The organism is Streptomyces sp. CT34, from assembly GCF_000805335.1.
Classification (GTDB): Bacteria; Actinomycetota; Actinomycetes; order Streptomycetales; family Streptomycetaceae; genus Streptomyces.
The window spans coordinates 5,616,776-5,633,792 of record NZ_KN708638.1 but is presented as its reverse complement, the minus strand read 5'-3'; the positions used below and the strand labels follow the sequence as shown (position 1 = coordinate 5,633,792).

Here is a 17,017-nt window from a genome sequence, read left to right as displayed (position 1 = left end):
TTACTGGGCGGCGGCGAGCTTGGCCGCCGAGTCGGCGTCCACGCACGCCTGGATGACCGGGTCGAGCTCGCCGTCGAGCACCTGGTCCAAGTTGTACGCCTTGAACCCCACCCGGTGGTCCGAGATGCGGTTCTCCGGGAAGTTGTACGTCCGGATGCGCTCCGAGCGGTCGACCGTGCGCACCTGGCTGCGCCGGGCGTCCGACGCCTCCCGCTCGGCCTCTTCCTGGGCCGCGGCCAGCAGCCGCGACCGCAGGATGCGCATCGCCTGCTCCTTGTTCTGGAGCTGGCTCTTCTCGTTCTGGCAGGAGACGACGATGCCGGTGGGCAGGTGCGTGATGCGGACCGCGGAGTCGGTGGTGTTGACGGACTGGCCGCCGGGCCCGGAGGAGCGGTAGACGTCGATCCGCAGGTCGTTGGCCTGGATCTCGACCTCGACCTCCTCGGCCTCGGGCGTGACCAGCACACCGGCCGCGGAGGTGTGGATCCGGCCCTGCGACTCGGTGGCCGGCACCCGCTGGACGCGGTGCACCCCGCCCTCGTACTTCAGCCGCGCCCAGACGCCCTGCCCCGGCTCGGTGGCGCCGGCGCCGCCCTTGGTCTTCACCGCGACCTGGACGTCCTTGTAGCCGCCGAGGTCGGACTCGTTGGCGTCCAGGATCTCGGTCTTCCAGCCGACCCGCTCCGCGTACCGCAGGTACATCCGCAGCAGGTCGCCGGCGAACAGCGCGGACTCCTCGCCGCCCTCACCGGCCTTGACCTCGAGGATGACGTCCTTGTCGTCGCTGGGGTCGCGCGGGACCAGCAGCAGCCGCAGCTTCTCAGTGAGCTCCTCGCGGCGAGCGTCCAGCTCCTTGACCTCGTCGGCGAAGTCCGGGTCGTCCGCGGCCAGTTCCCGGGCGGTCTCGATGTCGTCGCCGGTCCGCTTCCAGGCGCGGTACGCCGTGATGATCGGGGTCAGCTCGGAGTAGCGCTTGTTGAGCCGCATGGCCTCGCGCTGGTCCGCGTGGACCGCCGGGTCGGCCAGCCGCTTTTCGAGATCGGCGTGCTCGCCGACCAGTTCCTCGACCGCCTCGAACATCGTGTGTTCCTCTGCTGACTGCTGATGTGGCTTCCCGGGGCGGCTGCGCCCCGCTGCCGCTGCGCGGCGGACCGTGTCCCGCCGGGGCGGCGGAGGCTACGGACGACAAAGACGCCGGTCCGGTCCCCCCTGTCCGGGGGCGACCGGAGACCGGCGCCTTGCGGGTCGCTACTTCTTGGCGGCCGCGGCGGACTTGCCGAAGCGGGCCTCGAAGCGGGCCACACGGCCGCCCGTGTCCAGAATCTTCTGCTTGCCCGTGTAGAACGGGTGGCACTCGGAGCAGATGTCGGCGCGGATGGTGCCGCCGGCGACGGTGCTACGGGTGGTGAACGACGCGCCACAGGTGCAGCTGACCTGGGTCTCGACGTACTCCGGGTGGATGTCGCGCTTCAAGGGATTCTCCTAGGTTCGGGAGTGCACCGGGTCGTGCTGCGGAATTGCGTCACGTGAACCGGGGCCGACGGTCCAGTCTGCCAGGACTGGCCGTATCTCCCAAAACCGGGGTGCGGGCGCAACTATTCCCCGGTGGGCCGGCGGCCGGGACGCGGGCCGGGCGGCTACTTGACGTAGTTGCCCGTTCCGCCCTTGTCACCCGCCGAACCCTTGATCGCCGACTTCGGGATGTCCTGGTCGTTGCGCAGCGCGTCCCAGACCAGCCGGCCCTGCTTGGTCAGCGGCAGCACCCGGGAGGGGTTGAGCGGGTCGTAGTTCACCGGCAGCGTCACCATGTCGATGTGGTCCGAGGTGATCCCGCCCAGGGTCTTGGCGAGCCCGGTGAGCTGGGGGACCGAGTTGAGATCGGTGTCGGTGGTGACGGTCTTGGTGGCGGTGTCGGCGATGGTGTAGAGCTTGGCCGGGTTGGAGAGCACGCCGACGTTGCGGACCTGGTTCATCAGCGCCTTGACGAAGGTCTGCTGGAGCTGGATGCGGCCCAGGTCGCTGCCGTCGCCCCCGGGGACGCCGTGCCGGGTCCGGACGAGTCCGAGCGCGTCCTCGCCGTTGAGGGTGTGCTTGCCGGGCGCCAGGTTCAGGTGGCTGTAGCGGTCGTTGATGGGCTTGGTGGTGGTGATGTCCACCCCGCCCAGCGCGTCGATCAGCTTCTTGAAGCCGGTGAAGTCGACCTCGACGAAGTGGTCCATGCGGATCCCGCTCATCGACTCGACGGTCTTGACGGCGCAGGCCGGGCCGCCGACCTCGAAGGCGGTGTTGAACATCGCCCGCCGCTCCCCCGGGACGTTCTTGCCGTCCTTGGTGCAGCTGGGCCGGGTGACCAGGGTGTCGCGGGGGATGCTGACGACGCTGGCCTTCTGGTGGCCCTTGAAGACGTGCACCACCATCGCGGTGTCCGAGCGGGCGCCGCCCTCGTCCTTGCCGTAGTCGGCGTTCTTGCCGGCCCGTGAGTCGGAGCCCATGACCAGGATGTCCATCGAGCCGTTGTCGACGTTCTTCGGCCGGTCCTGGCCGAGGGCCGCGTTGATGTCGACGCCCTTGAGGTTGCCGTTGAGCTTGAAGTAGACGTAGCCCAGCCCGGCGCCGCCGAGCAGTACCGCGCCGACCAGCACGCACAGCGTGATCGTCAGGGCCCGGCGGCGCCGGGTCGGGCCCTTGCGCCGGCGGCCCGTGGCACGTATGCCGCGGCTGCGGCCCCCGGCCGCCCGCGGGCTTCCGTTGCTGTCCGCCATCTGCTCCTCAGTCCCTTTTTCCCTCGGCTGCCCCTCGCCGTCATCCCGTGGTCACGGGTGAGTGCCTGTACAGACGGGAGGTCGACCGGAAGGGTTGCACAGGGCGCTATGAGCGCTTTCTTAGAAAGGCGCCGTACACGGTCCGTGCGTCATCCGACTTTCGCCCTCTCACCTGCGGTTTCGTCCGGTGATCCGGCTTTGCCCGAACTGTGTGCGCGGGACGAACCTGTGCGGAAGGTCTCAGGAAGGTCTCAAGGGGGACAGCTCGCCGTGCGGCATGGCTCACACGCCGTACCGCACCGCGGGGCGGCACAGCACGAGGCCCCCTCACCGGTGCGGCGAGGGGGCCTCGTGGTGCGGCGCGTGCGCCCGCGGGCGTCAGTCGTTGCCGTTGCCCGCGGTCGGCGTCGTCTTCTGGATCTGCAGCAGGAACTCCGCGTTGGACTTGGTCTGCTTCATCTTGTCCAGCAGCAGCTCGATGGCCTGCTGCTGGTCCAGCGCGTGCAGCACCCGGCGCAGCTTCCAGACGATGGCCAGCTCGTCGCTGCCCATCAGGATCTCTTCCTTACGGGTGCTGGACGCGTCCACGTCCACCGCCGGGAAGATGCGCTTGTCGGAGAGCTTGCGGTCGAGCTTGAGCTCCAGGTTGCCGGTGCCCTTGAACTCCTCGAAGATCACCTCGTCCATCCGCGAGCCGGTCTCGACCAGCGCGGTGGCCAGGATGGTCAGCGAACCGCCGTCCTCGATGTTGCGCGCGGCACCGAAGAAGCGCTTCGGCGGGTAGAGCGCGGTCGAGTCGACACCACCGGACAGGATGCGGCCGGAGGCGGGTGCCGCGAGGTTGTACGCGCGGCCCAGGCGGGTGATGGAGTCCAGCAGGACGACCACGTCGTGGCCCAGCTCGACGAGCCGCTTGGCGCGCTCGATGGCCAGCTCGGCGACGGTGGTGTGGTCCTCGGCCGGGCGGTCGAAGGTCGAGGAGATGACCTCGCCCTTGACCGACCGCTGCATGTCGGTGACCTCTTCGGGACGCTCGTCGACGAGGACGACCATCAGGTGGCACTCGGGGTTGTTGCGGGTGATCGAGTTGGCGATCGCCTGCATGATCATGGTCTTGCCGGTCTTCGGCGGGGCCACGATCAGCCCTCGCTGGCCCTTGCCGATCGGGGTGACCAGGTCGATGATCCGGGTCGTCAGCCCGCCCGACTCGCCCTCCAGGCGCAGCCGCTCCTGCGGGTAAAGGGGCGTCAGCTTGCCGAACTCCGCCCGCTGGCGGCCCTGTTCGGGCGCCATGCTGTTGACGGTGTCGAGCCGCACCAGCGCGTTGAACTTCTCGCGCCGCTCGCCGTCCTTGGGCTGGCGGACCGCACCGGTGACGTGGTCGCCCTTGCGCAGGCCGTTCTTGCGGACCTGGGCGAGCGAGACGTACACGTCGTTCGGGCCGGGCAGGTAGCCCGAGGTCCGGATGAACGCGTAGTTGTCGAGGATGTCGAGGATGCCCGCGACCGGGATGAGCACGTCGTCCTCGGACAGCTGCGGCTCGCCCGCGAAGTCGTCGCGGCCACGGCGGCCACGGCGGTCGCGGTACCGGCCGCGGCGACCGCGCCGGCCGCCCTCGAAGTCGTCGTCCTCGTCGGCCCGGCGGTCGCGCTGGCGGCCACCACCGCCCTGGCCGCCGTCGCCGGCGTCGCCCTTGCGGCGGTCCCCGCGGTCGCGGTCGCGCTGCCGGCGGTCGCCCTTCTGCCCGCGCTCCTGGCGGTCGCCGCGGTCCTGGCGCTCACCGCTCTTGGCGGGCCGGCCCTCGCCGGTCTCCTGCGGGGCCGTCGCGGTCTCGGTCCTGACCTCGGCCTTGACCTCGGTCTTGACGTCGCCCGCGGGGGCGGTCTCCGGGCTGCCCGCCGCGGCGGTGGCCCGGCGCCGGCGGCGCTCGCCGGCCGGCTGCTCGTCGGTGGGGGCACCTCCCTGGTCGGGCGAAGCCGAGACCTTGGGGGAGGGCTGGCCCGGGATCTCGATCTGCTGCTGGGCCCCCTTGTCCGCGGCCTTGGCCGCCTTGGCGGGCTTCTCGGCCTTGGCGGCCGGCTCGGCACCGTCCTCGCCGGTGCGGGCCTTGGAGGTCGTACGGCGCTTGGGCTTGGTCTCGGTGTCGGCGGCGGGCGCGTCGGCCTTGGCGGCGGTTCCCGTGCCGCCGGCCTGCCTCTCCTTGATGACCTCGATCAGCTGGCTCTTGCGCATCCGCGCGGTGCCCTTGATACCGAGGCCGGAGGCAACCTGCTGCAGCTCTGCCAGGACCATGCCGTCAAGGCCGGTGCCGGAACGGCGGCGCCGCGTGGTAGCAGGCGCGGCGGGAGCGTCCGTGGCGGGCGTGGTGGCACTGCCATCGGTGCGCGCGCCCATCAGATCGGTGGTGTCGCTCACGAAGGGTCCTTCCCTGGAGCGGGCGTCGGCCTGTCTGGCTCGGCGACCGGTTGTGCTGTCCGGCTGGGTCCTTAGGTCTTGCGGACCGGGCCGGGGCGGTGGTCCCGCCGGATACGGCGGAAGATCAGTTCATGGCTCCGGCGTGAAGATATGCGGTGTGGCTCTGGTTCGTCACGCCGATTCCGGAGCGTGCTCACTTCTGCTCAGGCCATTGCTCCAAGCAGTTTGGGAGGCTCCCGGAAGAAAGTGGTCCCGAAGGGGGACACGAAGCACCGCGCCACACTGGCGTCGAGTACTGACTTGAGGTTAACACTACCGGATCCAACAAACATTCCCCCTCTCAAAGACCGGCAATCGTCGATCACTGGTCGTGATCACCCGGCGAGCGGCAGCACACACGTACCGGCCGCGTCGAGGGTCAGCCGGTTGGCCGCCCACCCCTCTCCCGCCAGTGCCGCGACCTTGTCGGCCGCCGCGTCCTCGACCAGTGCGAGCACCGTCGGGCCCGCACCGGAGATGACTGCGGGGACGCCGTCCGCGCGCAGTCGGTTCACCAGGGCCACGCTGTCCGGCATCGCGGGGGCGCGGTAGTCCTGGTGAAGTCGGTCCTCGGTCGCGGCCAGCAGCAGCTCGGGGCGCCTGGTCAGGGCCTCGACGAGCAGTGCGGCGCGGCCGGCGTTCGCCGCGGCGTCCACGTGCGGGACGGTGCGCGGCAGCAGTCCGCGGGCGGTCTCGGTGAGCACCGGCTTGCCGGGCACGAAGACCACCGGAACGATGGAATCGGCGGGATCCATCCGGATCGCGTGAGCGGTTCCGGTGTCCATCCAGGCGAGCGTGAAGCCACCGAGCAGGCAGGCTGCGACGTTGTCGGGGTGGCCCTCGATCTCGTTGGCCAGTTCCAGCAGCGCGGCGTCGTCGAGCCGCTGCTCGCCGCCTATGGTCACGGCGCGGGCGGCGACGATACCGGCGCAGATGGCGGCCGACGAGGAGCCGAGGCCGCGGCCGTGCGGAATGCGGTTGGCGCAGACGATTTCCAGGCCGCGCGGCTGCCCGCCGAGCAGGTCGAAGGCGGTGCGCATGGACCGTACGAGCAGGTGGCTCTCGTCGCGCGGAAGGGTGTCGGCCCCCTCACCGGCGATGTCGACGTGCAGCCCGGAGTCGGCGACACGTACCACGACATCGTCGTACAGGCCCAGGGAAAGACCCAGGGCATCGAAGCCGGGACCGAGATTGGCGCTGGTAGCGGGGGTGCGCACCCGGACGGCGGCGGCGCGGAACGCGGGACCGGCCATCGCTCGATGACTCTCCTTGATTGATGCTGCGGTACTGCCCCGGAGCACAGCTCCGCGGCACCGAGGTGCCGGGACGGCTCGTGGGGTCTGTTCTGACCTGCCCTGCACACCACTGCGTTATGCCGTGGCGAGGGGAGTTGGGTGCCAGCCTATCGAAGGAAGGTTCTGTCGCGACATAGGGCGCACAGGAGGCGCACGATGCGTGTCGCGCGCCATCCTGTGCCCCTGTCCTGACTTTGCAGGCTTTGCGCAATTTGCAGCACGGCGGATGACGGGGGACCGGCCGCCCCGTCATCCGCTGCCGTACGCGCAGGTCACGGACGTCCGGTCAGCCGAGTCCGAGCCGCTCGGCGGCGGCGTCCGCGTCGATCGGGACGGTGACCGGCTGCGGCGCTCCGGCGACCGCCCAGTCCGGGTCCTTGAGGCCGTTGCCGGTGACCGTGCAGACGATCCGCTGGCCCGGGTCGACCCTGCCCTCCTCGGCGGCCTTGAGCAGACCGGCGACCGAGGCGGCCGACGCGGGCTCCACGAAGACACCCTCGCGTGCGGCCAACAGGCGGTAGGCGGCGAGGATTTGACGGTCCGTCACGTCATCGATGAGGCCGCCGGACTCGTCCCGGGCGCGCTCCGCGAACTCCCACGAGGCGGGGTTGCCGATACGGATCGCGGTGGCGATGGTGTGCGGGTCCTTGACGACCTCACCGCGCACGATCGGGGCGCTGCCGGACGCCTGGAAGCCCCACATCCGCGGGGTGTGCGAGGCGACGCCGTCGGCGGCGTACTCCTGGTAGCCCCTCCAGTAGGCGGTGATGTTGCCGGCGTTGCCGACCGGCAGCACATGGATGTCCGGGGCGTCGTCGAGCATGTCGACGATCTCGAAGGCGGCGGTCTTCTGGCCCTCGATGCGCACCGGGTTGACGGAGTTCACAAGTGCGACCGGGTACTTCTCGGAAAGGCCCCGGGCCAGCGTCAGGCAGTCGTCGAAATTTCCGTCGACCTGGAGGATCTTGGCACCGTGCACCAGCGCCTGGCCCATCTTGCCGAGCGCGATCTTGCCCTGCGGGACCAGCACCGCGCACACCATGCCGGCCCGGACCGCGTAGGCGGCGGCCGAGGCGGAGGTGTTGCCGGTGGAGGCGCAGATGACCGCCTTGGCGCCCTCCTCCTTGGCGCGGGTGATGGCCATCGTCATCCCGCGGTCCTTGAACGAGCCCGTGGGGTTGGCGCCCTCGACCTTGAGGTGCACCTCGCAGCCGGTGCGCTCGGACAGCACCTGGGCCGGCACGAGAGGCGTGCCGCCCTCCCGGAGGGTGACGACCTCGGTCGTGTCGCTGACCGGAAGCCGGTCACGGTATTCCTCGATGATTCCGCGCCACTGACGGCTGGTGGTGGTCACGGTGGAATTGGCAGACATGGGTTCCTTTACTCCCCTTCGACCCGCATGATGCTGACGACACCGCGGACGGTGTCCAGCTCGCGCAGTGCACCGACGGTCGACGACAGGGCCGCGTCGGTCGCTCGGTGGGTGACGACGACGAGGTCCGCTTCGCCGTCCTTACCCTGCTGACGGACCGTATCGATCGATACGCCGTGTTCGGCGAAGACCGTCGCGACCTGGGCGAGAACGCCGGGTTTGTCGGCCACGTCGAGACTGATGTGGTAGCGGGTGACGACCTCGCCCATGGGGCTCACGGGCAGCGCGGTGTAGGCGGACTCCCCCGGCCCGGTGGCGCCGGCGAGCTTGTTGCGGCCGACCGCGACGAGGTCGCCGAGGACCGCGGAGGCGGTCGGCGATGCGCCCGCGCCCGGCCCGTAGAACATCAGCCGGCCGGCCGCGTCCGCCTCCACGAAGACCGCGTTGTACGCCTCGCGCACGGACGCCAGCGGATGGGTCAGCGGGATCATCGCCGGGTGCACCCGCGCGGTCACCGACGCGCCGTCCGCGGCCCGCTCGCAGATGGCCAGCAGCTTGACGGTGCAGCCCATGCGCTTGGCGGAGGCGATGTCGGCCGCGGTGACCTCGGTCAGGCCCTCGCGGTGCACGTCGTCGATGGTGACCCGGGTGTGGAAGGCGATCCCGGCGAGGATCGCGGCCTTGGCGGCGGCGTCGAAGCCCTCGACGTCGGCGGTCGGGTCGGCCTCGGCGTAGCCCAGCGCGGTCGCCTCGTCCAGCGCCTCGCTGTAGCCGGCGCCGGTCGAATCCATCTTGTCGAGGATGAAGTTGGTGGTGCCGTTGACGATGCCGAGGACGCGGTTGACCTTGTCACCGGCCAGCGATTCGCGCAGCGGGCGCACCAGCGGGATCGCACCGGCGACCGCCGCCTCGTAGTACAGGTCGGCGTTGTGCTTCTCGGCCGCCGCGTGCAGCGCGGCACCGTCGGCCGCCACCAGCGCCTTGTTGGCCGAAACCACACTGGCGCCGTGCTCGAAGGCGGTGGTGATCAGCCCGCGGGCGGGCTCGATCCCGCCGATCACCTCGATGACGACGTCGATGTCGCCCCGCTTGACGAGCGCGGTCGCATCGGTGGTGATCAGCTCGGCCGGGACGCCGGCGCGCACCCGCTCGGGGCGGCGGACGGCGATCCCGGCGAGCTCCACGGGCGCACCGATACGGGCCGCGAGGTCGTCCGCGTGCGTCGTCATGATGCGCGCCACCTCTGAGCCGACCACACCACAGCCCAGCAGCGCCACCTTCAGCGGACGCGTACGCATCATTCGACCTCGTCTTTTCTTCGATCCAGCGGTTTTCATGCTTGGTCATGCACCAGTCTCACGCACCGGACCGCACTTTCCGTCGTCGGTCCGGATACCGAGACATTTATTTCATCCGGGGCCCGGTCCCGGCGATCCGCCCCTACCCGACATCCAGCCGCAGGAGATCTTCCTCCGTCTCCCGCCGGACGATCACCCGGGCCGCACCGTCCTTGACGGCCACGACCGGGGGCCGCAGCGCGTGGTTGTAGTTGCTCGCCATGGAGCGGCAGTAGGCACCCGTGGCCGGCACCGCGAGCAGGTCCCCGGGCGCCACATCGCCGGGCAGGAAGGCGTCACGGACGACGATGTCGCCGCTCTCGCAGTGCTTGCCGACGACCCGGGACAGCATCGGCCGGGCGTCCGACGTGCGCGACGCCAGCGTCACGCTGTACTCCGCGTCGTAGAGCGCGGTGCGGATGTTGTCGGACATCCCGCCGTCCACGGACACGTACGTCCGCAGCCCTTCGAGCTCCTTGACCGTGCCGACCTCGTAGAGCGTGAACGCCGTCGGCCCGATGATCGCCCGTCCCGGCTCGACCGACAGCCGCGGCACCCGCAGCCCTGCGGCGTCGCACTCGCGGGTCACGATGTCGCCCAGCGCCCTGGCGATCTCGTGCGGCTCGCGCGGGTCGTCCTCGGAGGTGTACGCGATCCCGAGGCCGCCGCCGAGATCGATCTCCGGCAGCTCGATGCCGTGCTCGTCCCGCACCTCGGCGAGCAGTTGGACGACGCGGCGGGCGGAGACCTCGAAGCCCGCCATGTCGAAGATCTGCGACCCGATGTGGCTGTGGATACCGATGAGTTCGAGGCCGTCCAGCTTCAGCGCGCGCCGCACCGCCTCGGCGGCCTGCCCGCCGGCGAGCGCGATCCCGAACTTCTGGTCCTCGTGCGCGGTGGCGATGAACTCGTGGGTGTGCGCCTCGACGCCGACGGTGACGCGGATCTGCACCCGCTGCCGCTTGCCGAGCTTCTCGGCGATATGCGCGACCCGCACGATCTCCTGGAAGGAGTCGAGCACGATCCGGCCCACCCCCGCCTCGACGGCCCGGGTGATCTCCTCGGTGCTCTTGTTGTTGCCGTGCAGCGCGATCCGCTCGGCGGGCATCCCGGCGGCCAGCGCCGTGGCCAGCTCGCCGCCGGAGCAGACGTCGAGATTCAGCCCTTCTTCGTCCAGCCAGCGCACGACGGCCCGGGAGAGGAACGCCTTGCCCGCGTAGAACACGTCGGCGTCCGCCCCGAACGCGTCCTTCCAGGCCCGGCAGCGCGCCCGGAAGTCCTCCTCGTCCAGGAAGTACGCCGGCGTGCCGAACTCCTCGGCGAGCGCGGTCACGGCCAGCCCGCCGACGGTCACCACACCGTCGGCGTCGCGCCGGACGGTACGGGACCAGACGTGCGGGTCAAGGGTGTTGAGGTCGGCGGGCGGCCCGGCGTAGTGCCCCTCGGGCAGCACGTCGCCATGGCGGGGCCCAGCAGGATGCGCGGAACGACTCATAACGGAAACGATCCCCTCAAAATCTTTCAGAGGTAGTCATCGGAGGTGGTCACCAGGGGTGCGCGAAGGCCGTGGGACGGATGCATCAGGCGCCTCACACACATCAGACGTATTCAGAAGCAGAGATGCCGAGCAGGCGCAGGCCGTTCCCCAGCACCGCCCCGGCGGCCTCGGCAAGGGCCAGCCGGGCACGGTGCACGGCCAAGGGTTTCTCCTCGCCGACGGGCAGCGGCGGAAACTCCTCCTGGCACCGGAGCCAGGCATCCGCGGTCGCCTCCAGATGCCGCACCAGCCGGTCCGGCGCCCCCAGCCGCAGAGCGCTCTCCGTGGCCGCGGGGTAGGTCGCCAGGCACGTCTGCACGGCCTGGAGGATCCGCGACGGCTGCCCGCTCCCGGGCCCCTGCGAATCATGCGGACGTCCCGTCGCCACCACCCGGCCGCCCCCGGCCGCCATCACCTCGCCCGGCTCCCCCGCGAACCCCAGCTCCCGCGCGCCGCGCGCCATCGCCCGGGTCCGGGCGTACGCGTACTGGACCCGGAACCGCGGATTCTCCTCCCGCTGCACCGGCCGCTCCGGCACCCGCACCGGGTCCTGGGCCGCCGGCCGCAGCAGCACCCAGCGGGCCTCGTCCGAACCGAGCCGCGCCACGAGCGCGGCCAACTCGGCACGGGCGGAGGGGGAGGACGAGTCGAGGGCGGGACGGAAGGACGAGACAGGGGCAGATGGGAAGGAGAAGGGCGAGACGCGGGCGGGAGCGTGGGCGTCGGCGGAGGCGGCGACGGATTCCGAGCCGGAACCGGCAGGGGAAACCGAACCGGGACCGGAACCCGAACCGGGACCGGAGCCCGATCCAGAGCCAGAGACCGATCCAGAACCAGAGGGAGATCCAGAGCCGGCAAGGCAGTTGACGAAAACAGTGCCCCCGCCGGCCGGACCCCCCGGCCCGTCATCGAGACACCCGTCATCGGGGCCGGCGACGTCGTCTCCGGGGCCGGCGACGTCTTCACTCGGGCCGGCGGCCCGACCGCCGTCACCCGCTCCGATCCGCGCCAGCACCTCGGCCACGACCAGGCCGCGCGCGCCACTTCCCACCGGGGCCGCCGCAGGCCCCGAAGCCCCACTCCCCCGCCCGCGCCCGGAAGCACTCGCCTCCCCGGAAGCGCCGCTGCACTCCCCGTACGCCGCCCCACGCGCCAGTACTTCCCGTACCAGCCCGGCCAGCGCGCCGTCCCCCAGCGTGAAATTCAGGAAACCGGGTCCCGCGATCTCGACCCGGGCGATCCCCGCACTGCCCGCCAGCCGCTTCCGCAGGATCTCGGCCACCTCCCGGGCCGGCCGCCCCGCGGGCCCGGCCAGCTGCAACGCGATGTTGGAGGCGTAGTCCCCGCACCCGGGCCGCGGCGGCGGCTGCACCACGATCCGCGCCGGTACGGCCACGGAGAGCTCCCGTTCCTCAACAGCACCGCGCACGGAGCGCAGGACGGTACGGGAGAGCTCGGCGGGCGTCACAGGACAAGCGTATGGGAGAAGGGGGGCATCCATGCGACCCGGTTTCGCCCTGTGGACACCCGGCACCGCCCCGGCCCCACGACCCGCCGCCTCAGCCGGCCGACCGCCCCCCGGCCCCGGATTCCCCACCGCTCTCCACGCCACTCTCGACCTCGTCCCCCACGGCGTTCCCCTGAACACCGTCCGCGGCCGTCATGCCGCCGCCCCCCGGCACCTCAGGCCCGCCCTCGGCCCCCTCACTCTCGGGACCGCGCTCCCGCTGCCGCCCCTCGCGGACCAGCATCCCGACCGTACGCACCAGCTCCATCGGCTCGAACGGCTTCGCCAGAAAGGCGTCGATCCCCACCGACTCCCCGTTGTCCACCTCGCCCTGGGTGCACGCGCTGACGATGGCGATCGGAATGTCCCAGGTCCGCGGGTCGGAGCGCAGACGCGCGGCGGTGTGCAGCCCGTTGAGCCGCGGCATCACGACGTCGAGGGTCACCACGTCCGGTCTCACGTGGTGCACGACGTCCAGACATTCGGCACCATCAGCCGCGGTCACCACCTCGAAGCCCTCCAGCTCAAGGTTGACCCTGATCAACTGCCGGATCACCTTGTTGTCGTCCACGACAAGGATCCGACCGGACAAGCCAGGCACACCATGAGACTAGGTGCCCACCTGCGGCTGCGTCCCGGTTTTGCCCACTTCCGCCCCCATGCGGGGGACCTTTCCACGAGCACCGCCGGCACACCCATCCCATGCGGTAAAGCCGCCCGTCCCCCGCCTTCCACCGCCCTCCGTCCCCCTCCCAAAACCCTGTTCATGAACACCCCATCAGAGCTGGTAGGGTTCTACCCGTCGCCGCAACAACAGCGGCAACGCCCCCGTAGCTCAGGGGATAGAGCAACGGCCTCCGGAGCCGTGTGCGCAGGTTCGAATCCTGCCGGGGGCACTCGCCGGTCAACCAGCAAGAATCAAGCTCTGACCAGGGCGAATGCCAGCACAAGAGAGCGGGAGCCAGTCCCACTGACTCCCGCTCCTCCTCAGGCTCTCTCAGTGTTCACGACACACCTCCGACACACCGATCAAGCCGTGTCGCCGTCCTCCTCCAGCACCTTTGTGATCTTGGCGTTCGCCGCTTCCTCATGGCCATCGATACAGCCGTGATACCGGCGGTGGATCACCTCCGGAGAGTTGCCGACCCGACGGGCCACCTCAGCAATCGGCACCCCCGCGTTCAGCCACCGCGTGATGCAGGCGTGCCGTAGGTCGTACGGGCGCCCAGCCAACGGCGAGTCTGCGCGTTCCGGCGGGAGGGCGTACCCCCGCGCTTCCTCCCACACCCGCCAATAGGTAGAAGAACCGACCACTCCCCCGCGCTCGTTGCCGAACACACGCCCCTCCTTGGCAGTGCCGAACTCCTTCAGGTGCTCCTGAAGGATGGCGACCAGGACCGGCGGGATCGGAACGGGCCGGTCCGTGGAGGCCTCCCGCGCCTTCAGTCCGCGGCGGTCGTGCCGTTCTCCTGAGTCCGTCCACTGCTTGCCGGAGACAGGGCGTGTCTCCCGCAGTGTCAGCGTGCCCCAGCCCTTCTCCGGCAGGTGACAGTCCGACAGCCGTAGCCCGACGGCCTCAGCGGGTCGGAGCCCTGCGTAGTACAGGACCGCGTAGAAGGCCACCAGACGCCGCCCGCGGCAGCGATCCCACGACCCGACGTAGGAGACGGCGGTGAGCAACTGGCGCGCCTGTACGGCGTTCACCAGCACGCGGCGATCCACCACGTCGTTCGAGCCGACGTGTTTCCGGCGGGACCGCTGAAGCGGGTTCTCCGCGAGCTCCCCCGCGACCACGGCGTGTTCGAGGGCGGTGTTCAGGGCGCGACGGCGCCGCTTGTACGTGTCGCCCGCCGCCGGGGTGCCGTCCAGCTTGTAGCTGAGGCGGTACAGCACGTCTTCGAGTACCTCGGGGTCGGCCAGATCACCCAACGGCCGGTCGGCCGTCGTAACCCAGTCGTACGCCGCCTTGAGTTCGGCCGACGGTTCCTCCCCCGCATTCGCGGGCACGACCCCCCACCTGAAAGCAAGTCGAAGCGTCTCGTCGTCGGGGACGCCGTCCCCGCGCTTGACCATGGCGAGCGTCACGGCCGCAAGACCGTCCGCCATGCCCTCACGGGTCTTGGCCGCGCCTGTACGCCACCGCCCGGCCACGTACTTGCGGCAGAACTCGAACCACCGAACCCGCGGTTCGGCGTCCGCTGCTACAGCGGCCTCGGCCGCCGCCCGCACCTCGGACTCTGGCAGCCCCGATTCGATCTCGAACGCTTCGCCGCGCCGATTCATGGCGTGCCACAACTCATTGCGTCGGCTTTCGGCGAGCGGGTACGTGGCGAACGTATCGCCGAACACCTCGCCTGCCACTACCCAACGAAGGCGCCATGGGCGGGATTTGCGGCCGGTTTTGGAGATCTTCCACAACTTGACGTCGAAGGTGTAGCCCGGCCGGGCCGACCCGCGAGGGCGCCCGGCCGGGGTGCCGTTCTCAGTGCTCACGCAGCGTCCTCCCGCTCCGCAAGCCAACGCTCGTACTCCGACCGCCGGATCCGGACATCGCCGTTCGGGAGCTTGATCGAGCGCGGCCCCTTCCCCAGTTGGCGCCACCGATAGAAGGTCGACGGGGCGACCTTCAGGTCGGCAAGAACCTCCTGGACGGTCATCTTCTCGTCCCGTGCACGAGCGCTCATCTGGCCATCCCTTCGGCCTCGTCCGCACCGGACAGTCGGACACTAGGGCAATCCGGGTGTCCGGGTACTTTTCCCTGGTCAGATGGGGTAACCGGACAGTCGGACACCTCGGACACCTCCCGGGCATTCGCCGCGGTGTCCGGGTAGTACCGGCCGCTGCCGTCCTTGGTGAGCTGGCCTGCTCTGGCCATGCGGGAGCAGTAGCGTCGGATGGTGTCGGCGTCGACCTGCGGCAACGCCTCGGCGATGTCCTTGGGCTGCACGCCAGGGTTCTCCCGGATGTAGCGCAGGATGGCAGCGCGGGTGTCGCCGATGGTGTGGTCGGAGACGGGCCCGTCGAGCAACTGCCAGGCTCCGGCGCCCTTGTGGAACTTCAGGGCGTACTCGGCTTCGTCGACGTCGCGGCCGGTGACATGGAGGATGCCGTCGGCCTGCCCGCGGGCGCGCTTGAGTACGAGCGTGGCGTCTGCGGCGCCCGCGAGGCCGTTGGTGCCGGAGACCTCGGTTAGGAAGTCGTCCGAACCCGCCTTGCGGACGTGGTGCACCAGGACTACGGCCACGCTGTAGTGGTCCGCGAGCCGCTTCGCGTGCCCCACGGCGGCATAGTCAGCGTCGTAGGCAGACGCGCCGGGCGCGGAGGCTCCGCGCATCTTGGCGAACACGTCGATGACCACCATGCGCGCCTCAGGGTTGCGCTCCAACCAGTTGGCGATCGCCTCGTTGCCGCCCTGCGGCAGCGGCGGGCACTGGGTGGCGAGGGTCAGCCCGGCCGGTGCGGGCTGGCCTCCGAGGATCTTGCCCATACGGGCCTGAAGACGCCGCGGGGTGTCCTCCAACGCAAGGTAGAGGACCGGTCCGCCCTCCACGGGCACAGCGTCGAACGCCGTGCCTCCCGCGGCGACGGACAGTCCGAGTCCGAGGGACAGCCAGGACTTGCCGACCTTCGGCGGACCGGCCAGGAGGTTGACGCCCTCGGAGAGAATGCCCGGCACGGCCCACTTCGGCTCCGGGAAGTCCGCGGCCATCAGCTGATCCGCGGTCCATGCGGTGCGCATTCGTTCCCGCTTCGGCGGCGCCTCGCGGTCCGTCTCGGGGTGGGGCGGCACCGAGTACAGGTGGAGCGGGGGGATGGGGTTGTTGTTCATGCCGCGACCGTCCGGGGACGATTGGCTCCGGCCCGCAGGCCGGAGGCGATGGTGCGCCGGGCCTCTTGCTCACCTTGGCCGACGCTGAGCGCTGCCTCAACGAGCCTCTCGGTCACCGTGTGTGCGTCCAGCTCTCCCCCGGCGACCAGCTGTCCCAGCGCCACTGAGGCGTAGTAGAGGGCGTTGTTGTGCTGGTGCTCACCGGAGTTGGCGACTCGGGCCAACTCGCCGTTGAGTGCCGCGTTGAGGAACTTACCGCGCCGGTCTCTTGTCGTGAGCGGGACGGTGACCGGGCGCTGCGGGGGCAGCGGAGCCGGGCGCAGCAGTGCAGCCAGCCAGCCCGGCAGGAGCGCCACGGAGGCGCTGTGGGGGGTCGTGTAGGGGTGCCCGTTGGCGATGCTGCCTGCGGCGACGACGTAGCCGCCTCCGGCGCGGGTGTCGATCTTCCAGCCCAGCTTGCCCTGTGTGTTGCGCAGTTCTTCGCCTGTGGGGGCGGCGAAGTACAGGTGCAGCCCGCCGCGGCCGGTGCGCACGGTGTGGGTGTCGGCAGGGAAGAGCTGGCCGTGGCGCTCGCAGAGCACGGCGAGCACGTCCGCGCCATCGGCGACGCCGTGCGCGGTCCATTCGGCCGGCGGGGTGTCGTCAGGACACTTGGGGGTGTCGAGGTCGACGACGACCAGCCCGGACGGTCCGGTGGCGATGCCGACGTTGTAGGGGGCGTGCGTCCAGCACCGGGTGATGCGCTCGCGGTCGGTGGTGGCGCGGGTCTCCCAGTCGCGGACGGCGGGGCGCTTGTCGCCGGGGATGAGGGGGAAGACGTGCCAGCCCCGCGACGCTGCGTCAAGCGCGGAGGTCAGCTGGTCGGAGGGGCGCGGGTGCGTCATGCTGGTAGTTCTCCTGTTTCTTGGTGGGACAGGGAGAATC

14 protein-coding genes and 1 tRNA gene are annotated in these 17,017 nt (G+C 70.5%); 1 reads left to right on the top strand and 14 read right to left on the bottom strand.

Annotated elements, in window-relative coordinates:
* From prfA to RZ84_RS38335, 10 genes are all read right to left on the bottom strand, one after another.
* Positions 1-1,080, bottom strand: coding sequence for a peptide chain release factor 1 (gene prfA / locus RZ84_RS24710; protein WP_043266127.1), 1,080 nt, complete (start codon positions 1,078-1,080; stop codon positions 1-3).
* Between the two features lie 168 nt (positions 1,081-1,248).
* Positions 1,249-1,473, bottom strand: a complete 225-nt coding sequence (gene rpmE, locus RZ84_RS24705) for a 50S ribosomal protein L31 (RefSeq protein WP_043266126.1) — start codon at positions 1,471-1,473, stop codon at positions 1,249-1,251.
* 164 nt (positions 1,474-1,637) lie between these two features.
* The gene (locus RZ84_RS24700) at positions 1,638-2,762 is read right to left on the bottom strand and encodes an LCP family protein (protein WP_043266125.1); all 1,125 of its coding nucleotides are present in this window, start codon (positions 2,760-2,762) and stop codon (positions 1,638-1,640) included.
* A 378-nt stretch (positions 2,763-3,140) separates the two neighbouring features.
* Complete coding sequence (gene rho, locus RZ84_RS24695; RefSeq protein ID WP_043266124.1) at positions 3,141-5,177, bottom strand: transcription termination factor Rho; 2,037 nt, start codon at positions 5,175-5,177, stop codon at positions 3,141-3,143.
* A 374-nt stretch (positions 5,178-5,551) separates the two neighbouring features.
* Complete coding sequence (gene thrB / locus RZ84_RS24690) at positions 5,552-6,469, bottom strand: homoserine kinase (protein WP_043266123.1); 918 nt, start codon at positions 6,467-6,469, stop codon at positions 5,552-5,554.
* 328 nt (positions 6,470-6,797) lie between these two features.
* Positions 6,798-7,883 (bottom strand): threonine synthase, encoded by a 1,086-nt coding sequence (thrC, locus tag RZ84_RS24685; protein WP_043266122.1) that lies wholly within the window; start codon positions 7,881-7,883, stop codon positions 6,798-6,800.
* Positions 7,884-7,891: 8 nt separating this feature from the next.
* Entirely contained in the window at positions 7,892-9,184 is a 1,293-nt protein-coding gene (locus RZ84_RS24680; RefSeq protein ID WP_043266121.1) for a homoserine dehydrogenase, read from the bottom strand.
* Positions 9,185-9,323: 139 nt separating this feature from the next.
* The gene (gene lysA / locus RZ84_RS24675; RefSeq protein ID WP_043266120.1) at positions 9,324-10,715 is read right to left on the bottom strand and encodes a diaminopimelate decarboxylase; all 1,392 of its coding nucleotides are present in this window, start codon (positions 10,713-10,715) and stop codon (positions 9,324-9,326) included.
* Between the two features lie 103 nt (positions 10,716-10,818).
* A complete protein-coding gene (gene nrtL, locus RZ84_RS37025) occupies positions 10,819-12,225 on the bottom strand; it encodes an ArgS-related anticodon-binding protein NrtL (RefSeq protein WP_241777846.1) in 1,407 nt (468 codons plus the stop codon).
* Positions 12,226-12,316: 91 nt separating this feature from the next.
* A complete protein-coding gene (locus RZ84_RS38335; protein WP_241777845.1) occupies positions 12,317-12,835 on the bottom strand; it encodes a response regulator in 519 nt (172 codons plus the stop codon).
* Between the two features lie 253 nt (positions 12,836-13,088).
* Between RZ84_RS38335 and RZ84_RS24660 the strand changes: the two genes are divergently transcribed.
* Positions 13,089-13,160, top strand: a tRNA-Arg gene (locus RZ84_RS24660).
* A gap of 133 nt (positions 13,161-13,293) precedes the next feature.
* Here RZ84_RS24660 and RZ84_RS24655 read toward each other — a convergent pair.
* The 4 genes from RZ84_RS24655 to RZ84_RS24640 are packed head-to-tail and all read right to left on the bottom strand — an operon-like array spanning position 13,294 to position 16,977.
* The gene (locus tag RZ84_RS24655; RefSeq protein ID WP_043270750.1) at positions 13,294-14,757 is read right to left on the bottom strand and encodes a tyrosine-type recombinase/integrase; all 1,464 of its coding nucleotides are present in this window, start codon (positions 14,755-14,757) and stop codon (positions 13,294-13,296) included.
* Positions 14,754-14,948: a helix-turn-helix transcriptional regulator gene (locus RZ84_RS24650; RefSeq protein WP_043270748.1), complete on the bottom strand. Its 195-nt coding sequence runs from the start codon at positions 14,946-14,948 to the stop codon at positions 14,754-14,756. The genes RZ84_RS24655 and RZ84_RS24650 overlap by 4 nt, the downstream gene beginning before the upstream one ends.
* Positions 14,945-16,093: an AAA family ATPase gene (locus RZ84_RS24645; protein ID WP_052230147.1), complete on the bottom strand. Its 1,149-nt coding sequence runs from the start codon at positions 16,091-16,093 to the stop codon at positions 14,945-14,947. The genes RZ84_RS24650 and RZ84_RS24645 overlap by 4 nt, the downstream gene beginning before the upstream one ends.
* Positions 16,090-16,977: a bifunctional DNA primase/polymerase gene (locus RZ84_RS24640; RefSeq protein ID WP_043266119.1), complete on the bottom strand. Its 888-nt coding sequence runs from the start codon at positions 16,975-16,977 to the stop codon at positions 16,090-16,092. The genes RZ84_RS24645 and RZ84_RS24640 overlap by 4 nt, the downstream gene beginning before the upstream one ends.
* Between the last annotated feature and the right edge of the window lie 40 nt (positions 16,978-17,017).

Bases quoted from the DNA above. Each gene is read 5' to 3' on its own strand.
- lysA (WP_043266120.1), bottom strand. From the start codon at position 10,715: ATGAGTCGTTCCGCGCATCCTGCTGGGCCCCGCCATGGCGACGTGCTG.
- thrB (WP_043266123.1), bottom strand. From the start codon at position 6,469: ATGGCCGGTCCCGCGTTCCGCGCCGCCGCCGTCCGGGTGCGCACCCCC.
- RZ84_RS24650 (WP_043270748.1), bottom strand. From the start codon at position 14,948: ATGAGCGCTCGTGCACGGGACGAGAAGATGACCGTCCAGGAGGTTCTT.
- RZ84_RS24680 (WP_043266121.1), bottom strand. From the start codon at position 9,184: ATGATGCGTACGCGTCCGCTGAAGGTGGCGCTGCTGGGCTGTGGTGTG.
- RZ84_RS24700 (WP_043266125.1), bottom strand. From the start codon at position 2,762: ATGGCGGACAGCAACGGAAGCCCGCGGGCGGCCGGGGGCCGCAGCCGC.
- thrC (WP_043266122.1), bottom strand. From the start codon at position 7,883: ATGTCTGCCAATTCCACCGTGACCACCACCAGCCGTCAGTGGCGCGGA.
- RZ84_RS24640 (WP_043266119.1), bottom strand. From the start codon at position 16,977: ATGACGCACCCGCGCCCCTCCGACCAGCTGACCTCCGCGCTTGACGCA.
- RZ84_RS24645 (WP_052230147.1), bottom strand. From the start codon at position 16,093: ATGAACAACAACCCCATCCCCCCGCTCCACCTGTACTCGGTGCCGCCC.
- prfA (WP_043266127.1), bottom strand. From the start codon at position 1,080: ATGTTCGAGGCGGTCGAGGAACTGGTCGGCGAGCACGCCGATCTCGAA.